General features: G+C 71.6%; 16 protein-coding genes, 1 pseudogene and 1 riboswitch. Of the genes and pseudogenes, 9 read left to right on the top strand and 8 right to left on the bottom strand.

The annotated features are described in order from the left end of the window. The first annotated feature begins 1 nt into the window (after position 1). The 3 genes from ACPXB1_RS16425 to ACPXB1_RS16415 all read left to right on the top strand — a co-directional run bounded on the left by ACPXB1_RS16425 (position 2) and on the right by ACPXB1_RS16415 (position 4,198). Positions 2 to 811 (top strand): ABC transporter ATP-binding protein, encoded by an 810-nt coding sequence (locus ACPXB1_RS16425; protein ID WP_157552259.1) that lies wholly within the window; start codon positions 2 to 4, stop codon positions 809 to 811. 141 nt (positions 812 to 952) lie between these two features. Next, a complete protein-coding gene (locus ACPXB1_RS16420; RefSeq protein ID WP_355627959.1) occupies positions 953 to 2,473 on the top strand; it encodes a bifunctional cytidylyltransferase/SDR family oxidoreductase in 1,521 nt (506 codons plus the stop codon). Between the two features lie 39 nt (positions 2,474 to 2,512). Beyond that, the gene (locus ACPXB1_RS16415; protein WP_355595423.1) at positions 2,513 to 4,198 is read left to right on the top strand and encodes a CDP-glycerol glycerophosphotransferase family protein; all 1,686 of its coding nucleotides are present in this window, start codon (positions 2,513 to 2,515) and stop codon (positions 4,196 to 4,198) included. 17 nt (positions 4,199 to 4,215) lie between these two features. Here the strand turns inward: ACPXB1_RS16415 and ACPXB1_RS16410 are convergent, their stop codons facing one another. The 4 genes from ACPXB1_RS16410 to ACPXB1_RS16395 all read right to left on the bottom strand — a co-directional run bounded on the left by ACPXB1_RS16410 (position 4,216) and on the right by ACPXB1_RS16395 (position 8,730). Continuing rightward, entirely contained in the window at positions 4,216 to 4,962 is a 747-nt protein-coding gene (locus ACPXB1_RS16410) for an alpha/beta fold hydrolase (RefSeq protein ID WP_355595425.1), read from the bottom strand. Positions 4,963 to 5,097: 135 nt separating this feature from the next. After that, a complete protein-coding gene (locus ACPXB1_RS16405; RefSeq protein ID WP_355595427.1) occupies positions 5,098 to 5,949 on the bottom strand; it encodes a C39 family peptidase in 852 nt (283 codons plus the stop codon). 244 nt (positions 5,950 to 6,193) lie between these two features. Continuing rightward, positions 6,194 to 6,335, bottom strand: a riboswitch (cyclic di-AMP (ydaO/yuaA leader). Positions 6,336 to 6,622: 287 nt separating this feature from the next. After that, on the bottom strand, positions 6,623 to 7,402 hold the full coding sequence (locus tag ACPXB1_RS16400; protein WP_355595429.1) for a hypothetical protein: 780 nt from the start codon (positions 7,400 to 7,402) through the stop codon (positions 6,623 to 6,625). Positions 7,403 to 7,545: 143 nt separating this feature from the next. Beyond that, complete coding sequence (locus tag ACPXB1_RS16395; RefSeq protein WP_355595431.1) at positions 7,546 to 8,730, bottom strand: acyltransferase family protein; 1,185 nt, start codon at positions 8,728 to 8,730, stop codon at positions 7,546 to 7,548. Positions 8,731 to 8,913: 183 nt separating this feature from the next. Here ACPXB1_RS16395 and ACPXB1_RS16390 point away from each other — a divergent pair. Further along, positions 8,914 to 9,468, top strand: a pseudogene (locus ACPXB1_RS16390) (spore coat protein); the annotation flags it as partial. A gap of 113 nt (positions 9,469 to 9,581) precedes the next feature. After that, positions 9,582 to 10,217, top strand: a complete 636-nt coding sequence (locus tag ACPXB1_RS16385) for an alpha-ketoglutarate-dependent dioxygenase AlkB (protein WP_355595433.1) — start codon at positions 9,582 to 9,584, stop codon at positions 10,215 to 10,217. A gap of 71 nt (positions 10,218 to 10,288) precedes the next feature. On the opposite strand, the gene ACPXB1_RS16380 is transcribed toward ACPXB1_RS16385, so the two are convergent. Both ACPXB1_RS16380 and ACPXB1_RS16375 read right to left on the bottom strand, forming a co-directional pair. Beyond that, complete coding sequence (locus tag ACPXB1_RS16380) at positions 10,289 to 12,772, bottom strand: DNA gyrase/topoisomerase IV subunit A (RefSeq protein WP_425735479.1); 2,484 nt, start codon at positions 12,770 to 12,772, stop codon at positions 10,289 to 10,291. Between the two features lie 32 nt (positions 12,773 to 12,804). Next, positions 12,805 to 14,862, bottom strand: coding sequence for a DNA gyrase/topoisomerase IV subunit B (locus ACPXB1_RS16375; RefSeq protein ID WP_355627961.1), 2,058 nt, complete (start codon positions 14,860 to 14,862; stop codon positions 12,805 to 12,807). A gap of 319 nt (positions 14,863 to 15,181) precedes the next feature. Here ACPXB1_RS16375 and ACPXB1_RS16370 point away from each other — a divergent pair, with 319 nt between their 5' ends. Continuing rightward, positions 15,182 to 16,465 (top strand): hypothetical protein, encoded by a 1,284-nt coding sequence (locus ACPXB1_RS16370; RefSeq protein ID WP_425735478.1) that lies wholly within the window; start codon positions 15,182 to 15,184, stop codon positions 16,463 to 16,465. Between the two features lie 79 nt (positions 16,466 to 16,544). Continuing rightward, positions 16,545 to 17,408, top strand: a complete 864-nt coding sequence (locus tag ACPXB1_RS16365; RefSeq protein WP_355595441.1) for an alpha/beta hydrolase family protein — start codon at positions 16,545 to 16,547, stop codon at positions 17,406 to 17,408. A 25-nt stretch (positions 17,409 to 17,433) separates the two neighbouring features. Here ACPXB1_RS16365 and ACPXB1_RS16360 read toward each other — a convergent pair whose 3' ends face one another. Further along, positions 17,434 to 17,604 (bottom strand): hypothetical protein, encoded by a 171-nt coding sequence (locus ACPXB1_RS16360; protein ID WP_355595443.1) that lies wholly within the window; start codon positions 17,602 to 17,604, stop codon positions 17,434 to 17,436. Between the two features lie 186 nt (positions 17,605 to 17,790). Here ACPXB1_RS16360 and ACPXB1_RS16355 point away from each other — a divergent pair, with 186 nt between their 5' ends. Continuing rightward, positions 17,791 to 18,417, top strand: coding sequence for a hypothetical protein (locus ACPXB1_RS16355; protein ID WP_355595445.1), 627 nt, complete (start codon positions 17,791 to 17,793; stop codon positions 18,415 to 18,417). 97 nt (positions 18,418 to 18,514) lie between these two features. Next, a complete protein-coding gene (locus tag ACPXB1_RS16350; protein ID WP_355595446.1) occupies positions 18,515 to 18,886 on the top strand; it encodes a hypothetical protein in 372 nt (123 codons plus the stop codon). Positions 18,887 to 18,964: 78 nt separating this feature from the next. Here ACPXB1_RS16350 and ACPXB1_RS16345 read toward each other — a convergent pair whose 3' ends face one another. Continuing rightward, positions 18,965 to 19,888, bottom strand: a complete 924-nt coding sequence (locus ACPXB1_RS16345) for a DUF72 domain-containing protein (RefSeq protein WP_355595448.1) — start codon at positions 19,886 to 19,888, stop codon at positions 18,965 to 18,967. Between the last annotated feature and the right edge of the window lie 112 nt (positions 19,889 to 20,000).

Here is a 20,000-nt window from a genome sequence, read left to right as displayed (position 1 = left end):
CCTGCACGCCGCCAACGAGGCGACCGTCGCCCTGCCCGTGCTGACGCCGGAACGGATCCCCACGGTGGTGGTGGACGACGCGCACATCATCTACCGGGTGCACCAGGGCGCCGGTGGTGGCACCACACCGGTGGCCGCGCTGCGCCGGCTGGTGAAGCGCACGAACGCGCCGAACATCCGGGAGGTGCACGCGGTCAAGGGCGTCTCGTTCACCGCGTACCGGGGCGAGGCGATCGGGCTGATCGGCAGCAACGGCTCCGGCAAGTCCACGATCCTGCGGGCCATCGCCGGCCTGCTGCCGGTCAACAGGGGCGCCATCCACACCCAGGGGCAACCGTCGCTGCTGGGCGTGAACGCCGCCCTGCTCAACGACCTGTCGGGTGAGCGCAACGTCGTGCTGGGCTGCCTGGCCATGGGCATGCATCCCGACGAGGTCGCCAAGCAGGCCCAGGGGATCATCGACTTCTCCGGGATCAACGAGCGGGGTGACTTCGCCAGCCTGCCGATGCGCACGTACTCGTCCGGCATGGCGGCCCGGCTGCGGTTCTCCATCGCCGCCGCCAAGAAGCACGACGTGCTGCTCATCGACGAGGCCCTCGCCACCGGTGACAAGGGCTTCCGCAAGCGCAGCGAGCAGCGGGTACGGGAGCTGCGCGAGGGCGCCGGCACCGTGTTCCTGGTCAGCCACCAGCTCTCCTCGGTGCGCGACACCTGTGAACGGACCCTCTGGCTGGAATCGGGCGTCCTGCGGATGGACGGCCCGACCGACGAGGTCATCCGGGCGTACGAGGCGTACGCGAACAAGAAGTAGCGCCGAGGTCACGCATCGACCCGGCACCATGTGGCCGCGTCGCCCGCGTTGGGGCGGCGCGGTCCGCGCGTTAAGGTTCATTCCGTCGCCGCTCGGGCGGAACCTTCCGTTAACGCATTCGACGAGAGTGAGGATCCGGCAATGACGCAGGACCAGACCACTGGCCCGGACGCCGCAACGGAGACCCCCGTACCCTGGCGGCCGTCGCGGACAGTGGCCGTGGTGCTGGCCGGCGGCACCGGGACCCGGCTGGGCCTCGGCATTCCCAAGCAGCTGCTGAAGATCGCCGGCAAGCCGATCATCGAGCACACCCTTGCCGTCTTCGAGGCCGCACCGGAGATCGACGAGATCATCGTGCTGATGGCTGCCGGTCACGTCGAGGACGCCCAGCAGATCGTCGAGAAGGCCGGCCTGCGCAAGGTCACCAAGGTGATCGAGGGCGGCGACACCCGCAACGCCACCACCCGGATCGCGCTGGAGGCTGTCGGCCCGGCCGACTGCAACATCCTCTTCCACGACGCCGTCCGCCCGCTGCTCAGCGGCCGGATCGTCCGCGAGTGCGTCAACGCGCTGTGGACCTACGACGCCGTGGACGTGGCCATCCCGTCCGCGGACACGATCATCCAGGTGGACGACAACGACTGCATCACCGACATCCCGGTGCGCTCCCGGCTGCGCCGCGGCCAGACCCCGCAGGCGTTCCGCTCCCCCACCATCCGCGAGGCGTACCGGATCGCCGAGGATGACCCCAACTTCGCCGCAACCGACGACTGCGGCGTGGTGCTGCGCTACCTGCCGGGCACCCCGATCAAGGTGATCGACGGCTCGGACGAGAACATCAAGGTCACCCACCCGGTCGACGTACACCTGGCGGACAAGCTCTTCCAGCTCGCCGCGGCGCAGGCGCCCCGGCTGACCAACCACCGCAGCTACACCGAGGAGCTGACCGGGCGCACCATCGTGGTGTTCGGCGGCAGCTACGGCATCGGCCACGAGCTGACCGAGCTGGCCCGGGGCTACGGCGCCCAGGTCTTCCCGTTCAGCCGCTCCACCACCGGCACCCACGTGGAGCGCGCCGAGGACGTCGAGGCCGCCCTCAAGACCGCCTTCGAGGCCACCGGACGGATCGACCACGTGGTGGTCACCGCCGGGATCCTGGAGCGGGGCGCGCTGGCCGAGATGGACGAGGAGACGATGGACCGGCTGTTGCAGGTCAACTTCGTCGGCCCGGTGACCATCGCCCGCCAGGCCCTGCCCTATCTCCAGCAGACCAAGGGTCAGCTGCTGCTCTACACGTCCAGCTCGTACACCCGGGGTCGGGCCCGCTACGCGCTCTACTCGGCCACCAAGGCCGCCCTGGTCAACCTGACCCAGGCGCTCGCCGACGAGTGGGCCGACGTCGGCGTCCGCGTCAACTGCATCAACCCGGAGCGGACCGCCACCCCGATGCGTACGCGGGCCTTCGGCGAGGAGCCGGAGCACACCCTGCTCGCCGCGGAGGCCGTCGCCCAGTCCTCGCTCGACGTGCTGGTCTCCGACCTCACCGGCCAGGTCATCGACGTACGCCGGGCGCCCGGCGACGGGCCCGCGCCGGCCGCCGTGCCGGCCCAGCCCGGCGCGGGGCGGGTCGAGGTGTCTGCCGGCACGACCGCCGCAAGCTGACGCGGGCAGCGGAAGCGCGACGGCGGCGAACGGAGCGACATGCGCGGTGACCTGGTCCGAAAGTTGGCCGCCCGGTGCCTGAGCGTCGGCCTGGCCGTGCTGGCGTTCGTCGTGGTGGCGCTGACCGGCGCCACCGGTTGGGGGCTGGCGCTGGCTGTCGCCGCGCTGGCGGCAGCCGCCGCCGAACAGCGGATCCGAGCCGGCGCCGACCTGGTCGCGGAGACCACTCTGATCGCCGCCGCCGTGCTTGTCGGCTACGCCCGGCGGCTGGACGACGGGTTCGACCTGGCGCTCGCCGCCACCGCGCTGGTCCTGCTGGGGCTGGTGCTGCTGGTGGGGCCGCTGCGGAGCGCCGGCAACCTGGAGATCCGGGCGGCAAACCTGCCGGTACGGACCTGGACCCCGCTGATCGCCGGTCAGCTCGGCACCGCACTGCTCGGGCTGCTCGCCGTCGTGGCCCTGGCCGCCGCGCTCGCCCTGCCCGCCGTCGTCGCGCTGGCCGCCAGCCTCCTGGTGGGCGCCGGCGCCGGGGCTGTCGCGCTGGACCTGGCCCGGCGGCGGTTCCGGCCGGCCAGCGGCGGCAACCCGGTGGCCCGCGCGTTGCGCCGGCACCAGCCGGAGTTCCTGCTGCACTTCTCCGCGCCGCCCGGCTCGGAATACCAGGTCACCATGTGGCTGCCGTACCTGGAGCGGATCGGCCGCCCGTTCCTGGTGATGGTGCGCGAGCCGGAGTTCCTCGCGCCGATCGCCGCGGCCACAAGCGCGCCGGTGGTCTACTGCCCCACCCTGCGGACCATGGACGAGGCGCTGGTGCCGAGCCTGCGCGCCGCCTTCTACGTCAACCACGGCGCGAAGAACAGCCACTGCATCCGGTTCACCCAGCTCACCCACGTGCAGCTGCACCACGGCGACAGCGACAAGGCGCCCAGCGCCAACCCGGTCTCGGGAATCTTCGACCGGATCTTCGTGGCCGGTCCGGCGGCGATCGACAGGTACGCCCGCGCCGGCGTGCAGATCCCGGCGGAGAAGTTCGTCGTGGTGGGCCGCCCGCAGGTCGAGTCGATCGACGTACGCCCGGAGCCGACCGTCGGGCTGGCCCAGCCCACCGTGCTCTACACGCCGACCTGGACCGGGCACCACGCCGACGCCGACTACTGCTCGCTGCCGGTGGCCGAGGCACTGCTGCGGCGGCTGCTGGCGCGCGGCGCGACGGTGATCCTGCGGGCCCACCCGTACACGACGCAGAACCCGGCGTCAGCCCGTCAGCTGGGCCGGCTCACCGAGCTGCTGGTCGCCGACCGGAGCCGCACCGGGCGGCCACACGTGGTCGGGGCGGCGGCCCGGGAGCTGAGCCTGACCGAGTGCGTCAACCGCTCCGACGCGCTGATCTCCGACGTGTCCGGGGTCATCTCGGACTACCTCTACTCCGGCAAGCCGTACGCCGTCACCGACATGGGCAACGAGGGCGAACGGTTCACCGAGAACTTCCCGCTGGCCGCGTCGGGCTACGTGCTGCGCCGGGACATGTCCAACGCCGACGAGGTGCTGACCGCCCTGCTCGACACCGACCCGCTGGCCGAGGCGCGCTGGGCGACCCGCCGGCGTTACCTGGGTGACTTCCCCGCCGAGTCGTACGCGGAGGCGTTCCTGACCGCCGCCCGCCGGGAGTTGACGTCGACGGACCACACGACCGAGCGGCCGGCGCAGCTCACCCCGCTGGCCTGACAAGGGCGTGCCGAGCGTCAGCGGTACGCGTCCAGCAGCGCCAGCACGGCAGCCGGGTCCTCCACGTGCGCGTTGTGCCCGAGCCCGGGCAGCGTGGCGACCGGCACCCCGTACTCCTTGAGCTGCGCGTCGGTGACCATCGTGTCGTGCTCGCCGCGCGCCAGCACAACAGGCACGTCGGTCGCGGCCAGGAGCGCGGCGAGATCGGGCTCCCCGACGGCGAACGCGCCGGTGTCCATCGCCAGGCGCCACCGGCCGTCGACCTGGCGCAGACCGGCGTCCACCATCGGGTGGTCCGGCGGGATCAGGCCGGTCAGCCCGGCGACCCGCAGGTAGCGACGGGCCGCCTCGGCCCGGCTGGCGAACCAGCTGACCGGGCGGGCGGCGACGTCGGCGGCGCGGGTCAGCTCGTCCGGCGTCCAGACGGCCTTGATGCCGAGCCCCACCACGGCGTCCACTGGCGTTCCGGCGGCGCGGGCGGCCAGCGCCAGGCCGACCACACCACCCAGCGAGTGCCCGAGCACCACGATGCGGTCGCCGGGCGCCAGGGCCTGGGCGATCCGCTTGGCGAAACCCTCGAAGGAGTACGTCGGAAGTGGCTCCGACCAGCCGTGGCCGGCGAGGTCGGGCGCCAGCCACCTGCCGGGCCAGTGCTGCTCCAGCAGCGGCGCCCAGGGCAGCCAGACGTCACCTGTCGCCCCCATGCCGTGCAGCAGAAGCAGGACCGGCCTACGGTCGGCGTGACCACCCGATTCATCCACCACGGCCGCAGTCTCCCACGGCGTACCGGCTCGCAGCGAGATCCGTCGCGGTCCTGACCCGGCGTCGACGAAGACGCCGCGGGCGCCGGCCCTCGTGGGAGACGGCGCCCGCGGCGTCTGGTGGGGTCTCACGCCTGGTCAGGCGGAGTAGCCCCGGGTAGCGATCCAGTTGGCCAGGTTGATCGTGGTCATCCAGTACTCGCCGTAGGCCGCGTTCGCCGAGTCGGCGATCCGCACGGTACGGCCGTTGTCCTTGTAGCCCACCACTGCGACGTAGTGCCCGCCGCCGAAGGAGTGCCAGCCGCCGTTCGTGTCGACGGCGTCCCCGGCCACGTTGGCCACCACGCCACGGCCGTCGGTGATCGCGGCGACGACGTCAGCCTGGAGACGGTCCATCTGGGCCGGGCTTGGCGAGCCGGCGAACATCCGGGTCCGGTACGGGGAGCCCTTCACCTCGGCGTTGAGCACCCGGGTGGTGTCCAGGGCCGAGTTGGTGCCCATCTCGGTGGTGCCCAGCTCGGCGCCCAACTGGTCCTGGGTGCGGTTGATGCCGGCGGCGCTGAGAGCGTTGCGGACGGCCGCCGGGCCGCAGTTGTAGTACGTGTTCTGCGCCTGGTAGCGGAAGTCGAGCACCTTTGTCGCGGGCGGCTTCGGCGCCGCCTTCCTGGCGGTCAGGTCCGGGTCGCTGCTGGCCTTGGCGGCCGGCGACGCGGCGCTTGCGGAGGGGGCGGCGGCGCTCGGGCTGGCGCTGGTCGGGGCGGCGCTGGCCGAGGGGTCCGCGACCCGGGCGTCGCCGCGGGAGGCGGCGGTGTCGCTGCGCATCTCGGCGACGGTCGAGGCGGTGTGCTGGCCGACGGGGGCCTCATCGGCGCCGGCCACCAGGGCGCCGGTGGTGGTCGCGATGGCGAGGGCCGCGGCGGAGGCGACGGCGATCTGGTACGGGCGTTCGGTGGCGAGGCGACGCAGCTGACGCTGCAGGGTGTGCTTCACGGGTCCTCCACGGTTCAGGGGGAGAGCGGCACACCGGGGGCAGCCGGTATCCGGGCACGCGCCAGCGCGCGGACCGTGGTCCGCGGATGGTGGAGCCGCTCAGGGGAACGCCCGGCGTGGCCGGGCGGAAAGTGCGGTGACCCTGGGGGTCAGCTCACCGCCACGAGGCGGACAAGCGTGGGTACCGCGACGCCGTGAAGGCGGAGGAATAGCCGAGGGGTATGCGGGTGCTGCATGGGGATGGAACTCCTTCCGACACCGCCTACCGGGTTAGCTGACGGATTCGGGCGGGAAGATCGCCCTACCGCGGGCCGTGGCTCGCGGATTCACCCCGGACGTACTTGTGGGTCCCCGGTTCGTTGATCACGATTGAGCGGGTCAGCGCGGCGTCGCCATTCGCGATCGGTTACCGCACCGGACGGGATGACCCTACTGGCCCTCCTGAGCCCTGCCAAGCCTCGCTCACCTGCGTAAACCTTGAACGCGGCGACAATTTCTGGGCGTATTGCCGCTGACGTGACTCGATGGGACGAGCGGTTACGGAGGCACCGTAGGTCGACAAGCGGACAGGCCGTCGACAATGCCGCCGGATCTGCGGGAACAATCCGGCCGAACGCGTCAGCCGCCCGATTTCCCGCGCGTGTGACCGGGCTCACCGAATAATCGGGGCGTTTCAGCCCACCCGCGCCGGGCGCCACCGCGCCGCCGCCGGAAGAACCGCGACACGGACGGTGCGGCGGGCCGCCACCCGGGTCGGCCGCAACCGGGCCGCCGCCGCGTAGGCCTCCTCGGCCAGGGCACGCGCAGCGGACGTCGCCAGCTCGGCGTCGCGCCAGGCCGCCCGTTCCCGCCCGGCGGCAGCCTCGTAGTCGGCCCGCCGCGTCTCCCGGACCGCCCGGCTGAGCAGCACCTCCTGCTCCACCGGGTGCCGACGCGGATCCCAGCCGTGCCGCTGGCCGAACACGTCGCCGAGCTGCCGCATGGTCAGATCCCCCCGCCAGTACGCGGCCATCGCAGCCCGGTGCAGGTAACGCTCCCGGGTGGCGTACTCGGCGGGGGTGCGCGGGGTTCGCGGGGTGGGCAGCGCTCCGGCACCGGCGAAGCGTCGGGCCGCGGCGTCCGCCTCGTCGTACCGCACCCAGATCTGCTCCACCTGCTCCTGAGCGGTCAGCCAGTCCGCACGCCGTCGTCGGGCGGTCTGCGCCGCGCGGGCCGCGGCGACGGCCACCTCCTCGGCGTACCGGCGCAGGTCGGCGGCCTCGGCGGCGGCGGCCTCACGGGCGGTGGGCGGCGGCTCGACGGCCGCCCTGTCCCGTTCGGCGGCCGTCGAGTCCCGCTCCGGACGGGCCACCAGGACGGCGAGCACTGTCAGTGTCAGCAGGAGCAAGGCCGACCAGATGGCGGCGGCCTGCGGCACCTCGGTCAGGAACTCGTAGAAGACGACGGTCTCCATGGTCGGCACCTCGGCGGGAGAGCATTGCGATGGGAAGCCGCACGCGTTCGGTCCGACGCTACCGCCGGCACGAACCGGGCGCATCGGGCGCCGGGCGTGTCGACGCACGCCGCGCCGGACCGCGTCTGACCAGGTTGGACCCGTCAGCGCGAGTCGGCGTACGTCGATCGGTCGTCGGGCTTTTCGCCCCCGGCTTCGGTGGCCGTGGTCCGTTGCCGGGGAACGGCCGGCGGACGGGCCGGGCGGCGCGGTGCCAGTCGGCGCATCAGCGGAGTCTCGACGTAGCGGTGCAGCAACCCGGCCAGGACCAGGCTGACCACAAGGAACCCGAGCACCACAGCCGGGCCGCGCCAGCCTTGGAAGCCCGTCCCCCAGTCCCCGCTCCACCGCAGCACACTCGTCATCACCAGCACGTGCACCAGATAGAAGGCGAAGGAGACCTCGCCGAGCCACACCAGCGGACGGGACCGCCACGGCGAGCGCCGGTCCCGCACGTCCGCGTCCGCGGCGGCCGTGATCACCAGCAGGTACACGACGGCGAGCAGGGTGGTCCACAGTTCGGCGCGGATCCACTGTGAGGCGGCCACCCAGGTCGCCACGAAGATCACGGTGGCCGTCGTCAGCCCGGGGCCACGCCAGAGACCCCGACGCATCAGCTCGGCCGCCACCGCGCCCAGCCAGAACTCCAGCGACCGTACGGGCGGGAAGATCTGCGTGAACCACCACCGGCTGACCTCCGGCACCAACTGCTGGGCCGGCCAGAGCGCGAGGATCAGCAGGGGCAGCGCGACGATCAGCGTCCACAGCACCGCCGGACGGGCCCGGCGCAGCAGAGGCAGCGCCAGCGGCAGGCAGAGGTAGAAGAAGAACTCGCAGGAGAGCGACCAGCTCACCGTGTTGATGCTGTAGAACCAGCCCGGCCGGGGATCCCACGCCTGCAACAGCAGCAGGTTCTCCAGTGCCACCGCCGGCAGCACCGGGTCGGCGAACCACCAGGCGACAAGCAGCGCCGCCGCCCACAACACCAGGTGATTCGGATAGATCTTGGCGACCCGCCGTCGCCAGAAGGCGAGCCGTGAGTCGCCCGGGCGGGCCGACCAGACGAGCACGAAGCCACTCAGGATGAAGAAGAACTGCACCCCGGACAGGCCGAGGGAGAACACCGCGTCGACAACGGCCTTGAAGTCCGGCTCGGCGATGATCCGCATGGTGCCGGCGTGGAAGCCGAACACCAGCAGCGCGGCGATCCACCGAAGCCCGGTCAGCGAGGGAAGCCTGGCGAACACGGGCGCGGGCGGGGCCGCCGAGGCGTCAACGGTGCTCGTCATGCCGGGGTCCCGACGCTTCGCAGGGTCACCAGCACGTACGTCTCCTCCTCGGCGCGGGTCAAACGACGTGGCGGCCCCGGAAGGCCGCACCGGGGCACCTTACCGGGTCACTCCCGGGTGAACCGGGCGGCCGTTGTTTACCTCCTGCTCCGTCGGAGTTCAGGACTGAGGAGTTCTTGGCGCGCCTTCTTCGGCGGCACCGACGCCCTCGGCGCCGCACCGGTGCTGACCCGGGTGCTGCTGGCCACCGGCCACCCCATGGACCTCACCGTCGTCGTCGGGCGACAGGAGATCGAGGCCGACCTGGAGGACATCGCGCCCGGACGAAGGCAGATCATCCGTACCGTCCCGCCCACCGGCTCGCTACCGTCGCTGATCACCGGGGCGGACCTTGTGGTGAGCGCCGCCGGCACGTCGACGTGGGAGTTGTGCTGCCTCGGCGCGCCCGCCGCGCTGGTCTGCGTGGTCGACAACCAACGCGAGTCGTACGCCCGGGTGGTCCAGCACGGTCTGACGGCCGGCCTCGGTGAGCTGCCGGAGTTGGCTGAGGGTGGCCGCCGCGGGCGTACCGCGCGGGCGGCGGCGGCGCGGACCCTGCACGGGCTGCTCAGCTCGCCGCAACGCCGAGCGGCGCTTGCCGCCCGGGCCTGGGCCGCCGTGGACGGGCTGGGCAGAGCACGGGTCGTCGACGCGGTGTTCGAGGCGCTACGCCATGATCACGCTCGATCCTGGCTGTAGTCCCCTCGATCCGAACGCGAGACCACTGGATCCAGGATCGAGCACGACCATGGGGGCGACGCGAAGGGCGCGCGCCTAGCACGTGTGTACGAATGTGCTGTTAGGGTGGCCGCATGACGCAGGCCGCCTACCAGCCGTCGATGCTCGACCTGACCGACGCCGGGCCGACAGTGGGGCCGCTGCCCGGCCAGATCCGCCGGCGCCAGCTCAGCCGGGGCGCGTGGGTCGACCACCTGCCCGGGTGGGTGCGGGGCTCCGACGCGGTGCTGGACACCCTGCTCACCGAGGTGCCCTGGCGTGCCGAGCGACGCACCATGTACGACAGCGAGGTCGACGTGCCCCGCCTGCTCAGCTGGTACGCCGCCGACCGGCCATTGCCGCATCCTGTGCTCACCGCCGCACGGGCGGCCCTGACCCGGTACTACGCCCCCGAGTTGGGTGAGCCGTTCGTGACCGCCGGGATGTGCCTCTACCGCTCCGGGCGGGACAGCGTCGCCTGGCACGGCGACACCATCGGCCGCTCCGCGCACAGTGACACCATCGTCGCGATCGTGTCGTTCGGCTCGCCCCGACCGCTGCTGCTGCGTCCGCGCGGTGGCGGCGACAGCATGCGTTTCCCGGTGGGCCACGGCGACCTGATCGTGATGGGCGGCTCCTGCCAACGCACCTGGGAACACGCCATCCCCAAGACCACCCGTCCGGTAGGCCCGCGGGTGAGCGTCCAGTTCCGCCCCGTCAACGTGGCCTGACCCACCACCCAGGCGTGCCCAAAGGGCGCAGCGCCGCGCGGTGACGCCGACACAGGCCCGCCAGGGCCGGGTCAGTCGCGTTCCACCAGGTGACCCAGGACCGTCGGGCCGAGCATCACGGCGAAGCCACTGCCGTCTCGGCGAGGATCGGCTGCGGGAAGCTCCACCGGCTCGCCGGTGCCCGTCGCGCCGACCGGGCGCGGACCCACCCAGGCGACAGCGACGTCCGTCTCGTCCTTGAGGAAGCGGTGCGCCCGCACGCCGCCTGTCGCACGACCCTTGGCCGGGTACGCCTTGAACGGCGTCACCTTGACCGTCGCCCCGGTGGACGTCACGACCATCGGCTCGCCGTGCCCCGGATCGTCGGTGCGGACCGCCCCGAAGAAGACCACCCGCGCCCCGGCCGGCAGGTTGATGCCGGCCATCCCGCCGCCCTTGAGTCCCTGCGGACGGACCAGCCCGGCGGCGAAGCGCAACAGCGACGCCTCCGAGGTGACGAAGGTAAGCGTCTCGGCTCCGTCGGTCAGCCAGGTCGCACCGACCACCTCGTCGCCGTCACGCAGGCCGATCACCTCGAACTCGTCGGACCGCACCGGCCACTCGGGCGAGCAGATCTTCACCACGCCCTGCCGGGTGCCGAGCGCCAGCCCGGGTGAGCCCTCCGCCGGGCCGCCGAGCGGGGCCAGGCCGACAACCGTCTCCCCCGCCTCCAGCGGCACCAGCTCAGCGGCGGACATGCCGCCCCGCAGCGACACCGTCCCGGCCTGCTCGGGCAGCACCGGCAGCGGCAACACGTCGATCTTGAAGGCGCGGCCGGCGCTGGTCACCAGGAGCACGCGGCCACGGGCCGTGGAGTGCACTATCGCGCGTACCGTGTCGTGCTTGACCCGGCCGTTGCGCCGGCGCCCCTCGGCGCTCTCCTCCGACTCGGCAGCGGTCCGGGCGACAAGCCCGGTCGCGGAGAGAATCACCTGGCACGGGTCGTCGGCGACCTCCAGCGGGCCGGCCGGCGCGGACGCGGCAAGCACCTCCTTGAGGTCACCGTCGACGAGCGTCGTGCGACGCTCCGCGCCAAACTGCTTGACCACGGCCGCCAGCTCGTCGGAGACGACCTTCTTGAGCACCCGCTCGTCGTCCAGGATCGCGGACAGCTCGGCGATCTCGGCGCGCAGCCGCTCCTGCTCGGCCTCCAACTCGAGCCTGTCGAACTTCGTCAACCGGCGCAGCGGAGTGTCGAGGATGTAAGTGGCCTGGATCTCGGAGAGGCCGAACTGGCTCATCAGCCCGTCCCTTGCGGCCTGGGCGTCGTCGCTGGCCCGGATCAGCCGGACCACCCGGTCGATGTCCAGCAACGCGATCAGCAGACCGTCGACCAGGTGCAGCCGCTCCTGACGCTTGCGACGGCGGAACGAGGTGCGCCGGGTGACCACCTCGTACCGGTGGGCCAGGAAGACCTCCAACAGCGCCTTCAACCCGAGGGTACGGGGCTGACCGTCGACAAGGACCAGGTTGTTGACGCCGAACGACTGCTCCAACGGGGTCAGCCGGTAGAGGTCGGCGAGCAGCGCCTGCGGGTTGACCCCCACCTTGCACTCGACGACGAGCCGGGTGCCGCTCTCCCGGTCGGTGAGGTCCTTGACGTCGGCGATCCCGGTCAGCCGCTTGGTCTTTGTGACCTCGTTGGTGATCGCCGCGATGACCTTCTCCGCGCCGACACCGTAGGGCAGTTCCACAACTGTGATCGCCTGGCGGCCCCGGCTGCCCTCCAGCGGACCGATCTCCACCTTGCCGCGCATCCGCACCACGCCACGCCCGGTCTCGTACGCGCGGCGCACCTCGTCCAGGCCGAGCAGCACGCCACCGGTGGGCAGGTCGGGGCCGGGGACGAACTCCATGAGCTTGTCCAGAGTGGCGTCCGGATGGTTGATGAGCCAGCGGGCGGCGGAGACCACCTCGGCCAGGTTGTGCGGGATCATGTTGGTGGCCATCCCGACCGCGATCCCGGACGCGCCGTTGACGAGCAGGTTCGGGAAGGCCGCCGGCAGCACTGTCGGCTGGGTCAGCGAGCCGTCGTAGTTGGGCTCGACATCGACGGTGTCCTCGCCCAGCTCACCGACGAGCAGCATCGCCTCGCGGGACATCCGCGCTTCGGTATATCTGCTCGCTGCCGGGCCATCGTCTGGAGATCCAAAATTTCCATGCCCGTCGATGAGTGGCACGTTGAGCGAGAAGTCCTGCGCGAGGCGGACCATCGCGTCATAGATGGCCGTATCGCCGTGCGGATGGTACTTACCCATTGTATCCCCGACAATTCGGGCAGACTTCACGTGCCCGCGATCAGGGCGGTAGCCCTGCTCGTACATCGACCAGAGGATGCGCCGGTGTACGGGCTTGAGGCCGTCGCGGGCGTCGGGCAGGGCGCGGGAGTGGATGACCGAGAACGCGTACTCCAGATAGGAGTCGGACACCTCGGTGACCAGCGGATTGTCGAAGACCCGCGCGCCGGCCTGGTCGAACGAGGAGAGATCGACCTTGTTTTCCTTACGGCGTGCCATGACTCAGATCTCCACTCGAACGGTACGGGTGCTCATGCGTCGATCGCTTCCCGGTCGACGCGGTCGGCGGAGTCGATGAGCCAGTTGCGGCGCGGCTCGACCTTCTCCCCCATCAGCAGTTCGAGGATCCGCTCGGCGGCGTCCACGTCCTCGATGGTGATCCGGCGTACGGCCCGGGTGGCCGGGTTCATCGTGGTGTCCCACAGTTCGTCGGCGTCCATCTCACCGAGACCCTTGAAGCGCGGGATGGGGGTGACGATCTGCTTGCCGGCCTTCTCCAGCTTGCGGACCGTCGTCTCCATCTCGGCCTGCGTGTAGGTGTAGACCGTCTGCGGGTTGCGCCCCTTGGTGGTGATCTTGTGCAGGGGCGGCATCGCGGCGTAGAGCCGACCCGCCTCGATCAACGGCCGCATGTAGCGGGCGAAGAGGGTGATCAGCAGGGTACGGATGTGCGCGCCGTCCACGTCGGCGTCGGCCATGATCAGCACGCGGCCGTAGCGCAGCGAGGACAGGTCGAAGGTACGCCCCGAGCCGGCCCCGAGCACCTGGACGATTGCCGCGCACTCGGCATTGTCCAGAACCTGCTGGAGGTTGGCCTTCTGCACGTTGAGGATCTTGCCCCGGATCGGCAGCAGCGCCTGGTATTCCGACGAGCGGGCCATCCGGCTGGTGCCGAGGGCGCTGTCACCCTCCACGATGAACAGTTCGCTGCGTTCGACGCCGGTGGCCCGACAGTCGACAAGTTTCGGCGGCATCGACGCGCCCTCCAGGGCGGTCTTGCGCCGGGCCGCGTCCTTCTGTTGCTTCTGAGTCAGTCGCACCCGCGCCGCGTCGACGATCTTCTGAAGGACGACGCGCGCCTCGGCCTTTGTGCGCCGGTCCTCAAGCCACGCCTTGACGTGCGCGTCGACGAGGGTCTGGAGGACCTTTGTGATGCCTGTGGTGGACAGCTCGTCCTTGGTCTGCGAGGTGAACTGCGGCTCGGGGATCCGCACGTGCACCACGGCGGTCATGCCTTCCAGGACGTCGTCCAGGGTGGGCGGCTCCTCCTTGGCCTTGAGCAGCCCACGGGTGTTGCGGACGGCGTCACCGAGGGCGCGGACCAGTGCGCGCTCGAAGCCCTTGCGGTGGGTGCCGCCGTGCGCGTTGCGGATGGTGTTCGTGAAGCACTCGACGGTGCGCTCGTAGCCGGTGCCCCAGCGGAACGCGACCTCGACCTCGGCGCGACGCTGCACGTTGGACTGCATGACCCCGTTGGCGTCGGCGGCGTTCTCCCGGTACGTCCCCTCGCCGTTGACGAGCAGGATGCCGGACACGGGCCGGTCGCCGGCAGGGGCGAGGAACTCCACCATGTCGCTGAGCCCGTTGGGGTAGTGGAACTGCTCCTCGGCGGGCGTCTCGCCGGTCAGGTCGCGCAGCAGGTACGTCACGCCGGGGACCAGGAAGGCGGTGTTGCGCAGCTTCATCCGGACCGCGTCGACGTCGAGTGCCGCGCCGGTCTCGAAGTAGCGGGCGTCGTGCCACCAGCGGATCGAGGTGCCGGTGCGATGGCCGCGCTTCATCGCGCCGGTCACCTGGAGGCCGGGGCCCGGGGTGAACGGGGCGTCCGGACCGTCGCCGTCGAAGACCCCCGGGACGCCGTGTCGGAACGACATCGCGTGGATCTTGCCAGCCCGGCGGACGGTCACGTCGAAGCGGCGGGACAACGCGTTGACCGCCGAGGCGCCGACGCCGTGCAGGCCGCCGGAGGTCTTGTAGCCGGAGCCGCCGAACTTGCCGCCCGCGTGCAGTCGGGTCAGCACCAGCTCGACGCCGGAGATGCCGGACTTGGCGTGCACGTCGGTGGGGATGCCCCGGCCGTCGTCGTCGACCTGCACCGAGCCGTCGGCGTGCAGGATCACCTCGACGCGGCTGGCGTGGCCGGCGACGCCCTCGTCTGTCGAGTTGTCGAGGATCTCGTTGACGAGGTGACCCACGCCACGGCTGTCGGTGGAGCCGATGTACATGCCGGGCCGCTTGCGGACAGCGTCCAGCCCCTCAAGGTGGGTGAGGTCATCGGCCCCGTACAGGGTGTCAGGCTCTGCGGTCAACTGGTCGTACTCCCCGGTCTCGGCGGTGTGCAGCCGGTCACCGGCGACATCAGCCGGCGTGGCGCGCCGCAGCGAGCCTAGCCGGAGGCTGAGACATCAGCTGTAGGCCCCGCGCGACCCGCCGGGCCCGGACCCGACGGACGTGAGCAACCTGACAGCCCGCCACCTTCCCGGTACGGGTGCTCCGCAGGGGTCGGCGGTGGGGTTCTCGTGTGTCCTTCATCGAACGAATCTGTTACGGGCCATTGACGTCCGTCGCACGCGGGTGATGTGATCGCGCCCTCAGAGAATCTTTCATCTTTCGATGGATGGGAGCCACATGCCCACAATCCGGCGTACCGCGCTCGCCGCGGCCCTCACGATCGTCACGGCCGCCCTGTCGACGGCCGTCGCGCTGCCCGCACCCGTGGCCGCCGCGCCGTCGACCGCTGCCGCAGCCGCGCTGCCCACCGCCGCGGTGGCGCTCGGCGACAGCTTCATCAGTGGCGAGGGCGCCGGGGCGTACGCGCCGGTTGTCGACGCCAACGGCGTCGCCCAGGGCTTCCCCGGCTGGACGGCTCCCAACAACAACGCGTACTTCTGCCACCGGTCGGCGAACGCCTCGCTGCACAAGGCCAACCTTCCGGGCATCCAGAACCGGTTCAACCTGGCCTGCTCCGGCGGCCAGCCACACGACATCGCCAACGCCTCGGGCGCACGCGCCAACGGCCGTACGGTGGCCGCGCAGCTCGACCAGCTGCGCGCTGTGGCGCAGACCAACGACATCGACCTGGTGCTGATCGGCCTCGGATCCAACAACAGCTCGTTCACGTTCGGCAGCGTCGCCGAGAAGTGCGCCAACCGCTTCATCGCCGACGCCTGGACCGGCTGGTGGGAGTTCTGGGCGTACCTGGGTGGCCCGGTGGAGCAGAAGCCGTGCACCGACGCCGACCTGGCCACCGCCGCGCAGCTCAGCGCCGCCACCGCGGAGACCACCGCCGCCGTACGCCAACTGCTGACCACCCTCGACCAGGTGGACGCGGACGGGCAGCACCGGGTGGTGTTCCAGGACTACACAAACCCGCTGCCGTTGGACCTGAACGCGACGTTCCACACCGAGGACGGCCGGGACGACACCCGGGACAAGTTCCGTGACCTCGGGGCCGAGCGGTACGCGGCCGGCTGCCCGATCCACCGGGCCAGCCTCGCTCCCGGGCACCGCTTCTCGCAGGGCCTGGGCACCATCGTGAAGACCACCCGGGACACGCTGGCCGCCGAGTTCCCGGCCGACGACCTGGTCTACCTCAACGTGCAGCGGGCCTTCGACGGCGCGCGGCTCTGCGAGACGACGACAAGCCCCACCGGCGCGTTGGCCACCCCGATCCGGTTGCAGGACAGCAACCCGAACGGCACCTTCGTCACCAGCCTCTCCGGCAAGGACAAGATCGCCATTCAGCGGATCGCCAACACCTGCGTCAGCTACTTCCAGACCTGCCAGGAGTCGTGGCACCCGAACGCCACAGGGCACCAGGTGCTCGGCCAGTGCCTCGCCGGGGCGGCGGCCACCAGTGCCCGCGTGGTGAGCTGCGTCCGGGCCAGCAGCGGCGCGATCTCCGTCTCCTGAGGCGTCGCCCGGGGCCCGCCGACGACCGGCGGGCCCCGGCGGCTACCAGCCGGTAACCTCGCACGGCTAGGCTGAGCCGGTGAACGGGGACCCGGAGTACACGCAGGAGTTCGTCGACGTCGACGGCGCCCGGATCGGCGTACAGATCTATCCGGAGCCGGACGGCCCGCCCGGCGCCCCGGTCGTGGTGATCTGGCCCGCGATGGGGGTCCGTGCCCGCTACTACCGGCCGTTCGCCGCGGAGTTACGCGCCGCCGGCCTCGCCGTGGTGGTCGCCGACCTCCGCGGCACCGGCACGAGCACTCCCGCGCCCAGCCGCGCCGACCGGTACGGCTATGCCGAGCTGGCAAGCGACGTCGGCGCCGTCCTGGCCGCGCTGAAGCCCCGCCTGGACGGGCGTACCCGGGTGCTGCTCGGTCACTCCCTCGGCGGGCAGGCCGCGCTCCTGCACCTGGCCCTCGACGGCGGCGACGCGGTCGACGGGTTGGCGCTTGTCGCGGTCGGCATCCCCTACTGGCGCACCTACCCGGGCCGACGAGGGTACGGCGTGCTGCCGTACACCCAGGGGATCGCCGCCACCGCGGCGCTGCTCGGCGTCTGGCCGGGTTGGGGTTTCGGCGGCCGGCAGGCACGCGGCGTCATCCGCGACTGGGCACACACCGCGCGAACCGGCCGTTTCCCCCACCTCGACGGTACGGACACCGAAGCGGCGGTACGCGCCGTGCGGACCCCTGTGCTCGCGGTCAGCGTCGACGACGACCAGTACACCCCGCACGAGACGGTTGACCACCTCTGCGGGAAGCTGGCCGCCGCCCCGGTGAGCCGGCAGCGGTACACGGTGGAGCAGGCCGGCGCGAAGCTGGACCACTTCACCTGGGTCCGCGCGAGCACACCGCTGGCTCAGCAGGTGGCCCGCTTCGCCGAGGACCTGCCAGCCCGCTGAGCCCGAGCCGCACGGCCGGGCCGACTCACTCGTCCTGGTCGAGCGGGACCAGCTCGTCGTCGCGTTCCACCTGGATCTCGCCATGGTCCTTGCGCGGGGCCACCTCGGCGATGTTCTTGTGCGGGTCGTTGTCCGGGTGCATGAGCACCGGGTCGGTGGTGGCGGTCTTCTCCCTGCTCTCCTCCGGCTGCGACATGACGTTCCCCTCTTTCGTCGGGTCGGTGGGATCTACCCGCCACCGCCCGGACGACTCCTGCTGTCGCCCCGCGGACCCGGGTGTCCGCGACGTGCCCGCTGCGGCACGGATCGGCCGGCCCGGGGCGGGGTTAGCCACCCGGGCGGCGGGTAAGCCGCAGCGCCCGACACGGCGGAAGGGGATCAGATGTCCGAACGGCACACCGCACTGCGCTCCATGCACGATCTGGGCTTGGCGGCCTGGTTCGGCGGCTCCCTGATGGGAGCGCTTGGCGTCAACAGCGCAGCGGCGAAAATCAACGATTCGACCCAGCGGCTCCCGATCGCATCGGCGGGATGGTCCAGGTGGACCCCGGTCAACGCGGCAGCTATCGGCGCCCACCTGGCCGGCGCGGTCGGCGAACTGGTGACGGAGAGCCCACGGGTGGCCGCCCAGTCCGGGGTTGCCCGGGCCAGCGCCATCAAGACGGCGCTTACCATCGGCGCGCTCGCGGTGACCGGCTACAGCCGCCTGGTCGGCATGCGGCTGGAGAAGGCGGGCAACCCGCCCGTGAACGGCATCACCGAGCCCAATCACCAGACACCGGCAAGTGTGGCCTCCTCACAGCGGCAGATGAAGCTGCTCCAGTGGGCCGTTCCGGCGATTACCGGAACCCTTGTGGTGGTGACCGCGTACATGGGCGAGCAGCAGAAGCCCGGCCAGGTCCTGCGCGGGTTGCTCGGCCGGTCCAGCGGGCTGATGAGTGCCCCGAAATCGATGGCCAAGATGGGTATGGGCGTCGGCAAGCGACAGATGGCGATGGCCGGGCGCTGACCGTCCCGGCCCGGCCGGCGTCCCGCCGACACCTCGACGGCGGGGCACCGGCCGGCCCACACCCTCCAATTGCGGTGGACCGACGAGCGAGGTGGCCATGACGGCACACGAGGGACGCAGTGGCGAGGGCGACCGGCTGGAGCCGGAGGCGACCCAGCCGTGGAAGGCCGACGGCGGCTTCGACGCGGAACCGCCCTGGGGTACGGGCGAGGACTCGCCGTTGGACGAGGGCAGCGAGGAGGCGGCGGTGCCCGAGGGACGGCGCGGGGAACGTCGCGCCGGAGCGCCGGCGGGCCGGCGTGACCCGGCCGGACGGCACGGCTTCGGCTCGGTGGAGCCGACCCGTACGGCATCGGCCGGACCGACCGCGCCTCCCGACCCGGCGCCCAGCGGTCGGTCCTTTCCCGACGACGCGGACGTCAACGACCGAACCCAGGACGCGCTGCGCAGTCGCGGCCGGCGCTCCTGAAAGACCGGACTCGCCGTGGCCGGCCCGGTGGTCGAGCGGCCGTTCGCCGGGGCGGGGTCAGCCCGGTGGCCCCGCCCGTCAGGTGCCGGAGACCGCGGGGACGGTCCTCCGCTCGGCCTCGTCGCCGAGCAGAGTCTCGGTGAGCAGCTGCGCCATCCGTGTCGCGTCGCGCTGTGCCTGACCGGCGCAGCAGTTGTTGAACAGCACGTGCAGCTCGTCGGCCGGGTCGGCCAGCTCGGCCAACCGCCCGGCCCAACGCCGTAACTCCTCCTCGGCGTACGCGTAGCGGAACTTCTCCTGCTTGTCGCCGTCCCGCCAGGCGTCGCTGTGGCCGTGGAACCGGACGATCGCCGGCTCCGCCGTTCGGGTCAGGATGGGCGGCACCGACGACGGGTGCCCCTGCGGCATGTCGACGCAGACCAACGACAGGTCATGCGCACGCAGCAGATCCAGGGTGTCGGCTGCGGCCGGACCGTCGAACCAGGACCCGTGTCGCAGCTCCACCCCGACACGCCACGGCCGGCAGCGCTGCGCCAGCTCGACGATGCGACGCTCCGCTGCGGCGCCGCGCGCCAGCCATGGCGGGAACTGCAACAGCACCGCACCCAGCTTGCCGGCGCCCGCGATCGGGTCCAGCGCCGTCCGGAACCGGGCCCACAGCTCGTCGTACGTCGACTCGGGCAGGTCACGCCAACGGATCCGGCTCGGGCCGGCGTCCGGGCGAAGGTCGCGGGGCAGTGTGGCGACCGGTGTGGGATGGCCGGTGAAGAGGCTGAACGCCTTGACGTCGAATGTGAAGTCGTCAGGTGTCGCGTCCACCCAGCCCTGCGTCACCTCGGGCACGGGGATCGCGTAGTAGGACGTGTCCACCTCGACCAGTGGGAACCGGCCGGCGTAGAAGCCCAACCGGCGCGCCGGTGTGTTCGCCGAGCGCGGGTACCACCCGGAGCGCAGCAGCGACTGGTCGGCCCAGGAGGACGTACCCACCCTAATGACACCCATGTCATTCAGTGGACCGCTCTCCGGGCGGATCGGCAACCTGTGAGGGCTCACGCGCGGCGGCCGCGAGGGGCCGAGAAATGTCGGGCCCCGGTCCTACGCTGCGGCGGAGCGC

The sequence above is a fragment of the Micromonospora sp. DT68 genome, assembly GCF_049847245.1.
Lineage (GTDB): Bacteria > Actinomycetota > Actinomycetes > Mycobacteriales > Micromonosporaceae > Micromonospora > Micromonospora profundi.
This window is presented reverse-complemented; position numbering and strand designations above follow the sequence as displayed.

Coding starts and splice junctions, on each gene's coding strand:
- ACPXB1_RS16415 (WP_355595423.1), top strand. CDS start 2,513: ATGCGCGGTGACCTGGTCCGAAAGTTGGCCGCCCGGTGCCTGAGCGTC.
- ACPXB1_RS16360 (WP_355595443.1), bottom strand. CDS start 17,604: ATGTCGCAGCCGGAGGAGAGCAGGGAGAAGACCGCCACCACCGACCCG.
- ACPXB1_RS16380 (WP_425735479.1), bottom strand. CDS start 12,772: ATGGCACGCCGTAAGGAAAACAAGGTCGATCTCTCCTCGTTCGACCAG.
- ACPXB1_RS16395 (WP_355595431.1), bottom strand. CDS start 8,730: ATGACGAGCACCGTTGACGCCTCGGCGGCCCCGCCCGCGCCCGTGTTC.
- ACPXB1_RS16420 (WP_355627959.1), top strand. CDS start 953: ATGACGCAGGACCAGACCACTGGCCCGGACGCCGCAACGGAGACCCCC.
- ACPXB1_RS16370 (WP_425735478.1), top strand. CDS start 15,182: ATGCCCACAATCCGGCGTACCGCGCTCGCCGCGGCCCTCACGATCGTC.
- ACPXB1_RS16350 (WP_355595446.1), top strand. CDS start 18,515: ATGACGGCACACGAGGGACGCAGTGGCGAGGGCGACCGGCTGGAGCCG.
- ACPXB1_RS16355 (WP_355595445.1), top strand. CDS start 17,791: ATGTCCGAACGGCACACCGCACTGCGCTCCATGCACGATCTGGGCTTG.
- ACPXB1_RS16345 (WP_355595448.1), bottom strand. CDS start 19,888: ATGGGTGTCATTAGGGTGGGTACGTCCTCCTGGGCCGACCAGTCGCTG.
- ACPXB1_RS16400 (WP_355595429.1), bottom strand. CDS start 7,402: ATGGAGACCGTCGTCTTCTACGAGTTCCTGACCGAGGTGCCGCAGGCC.
- ACPXB1_RS16385 (WP_355595433.1), top strand. CDS start 9,582: ATGACGCAGGCCGCCTACCAGCCGTCGATGCTCGACCTGACCGACGCC.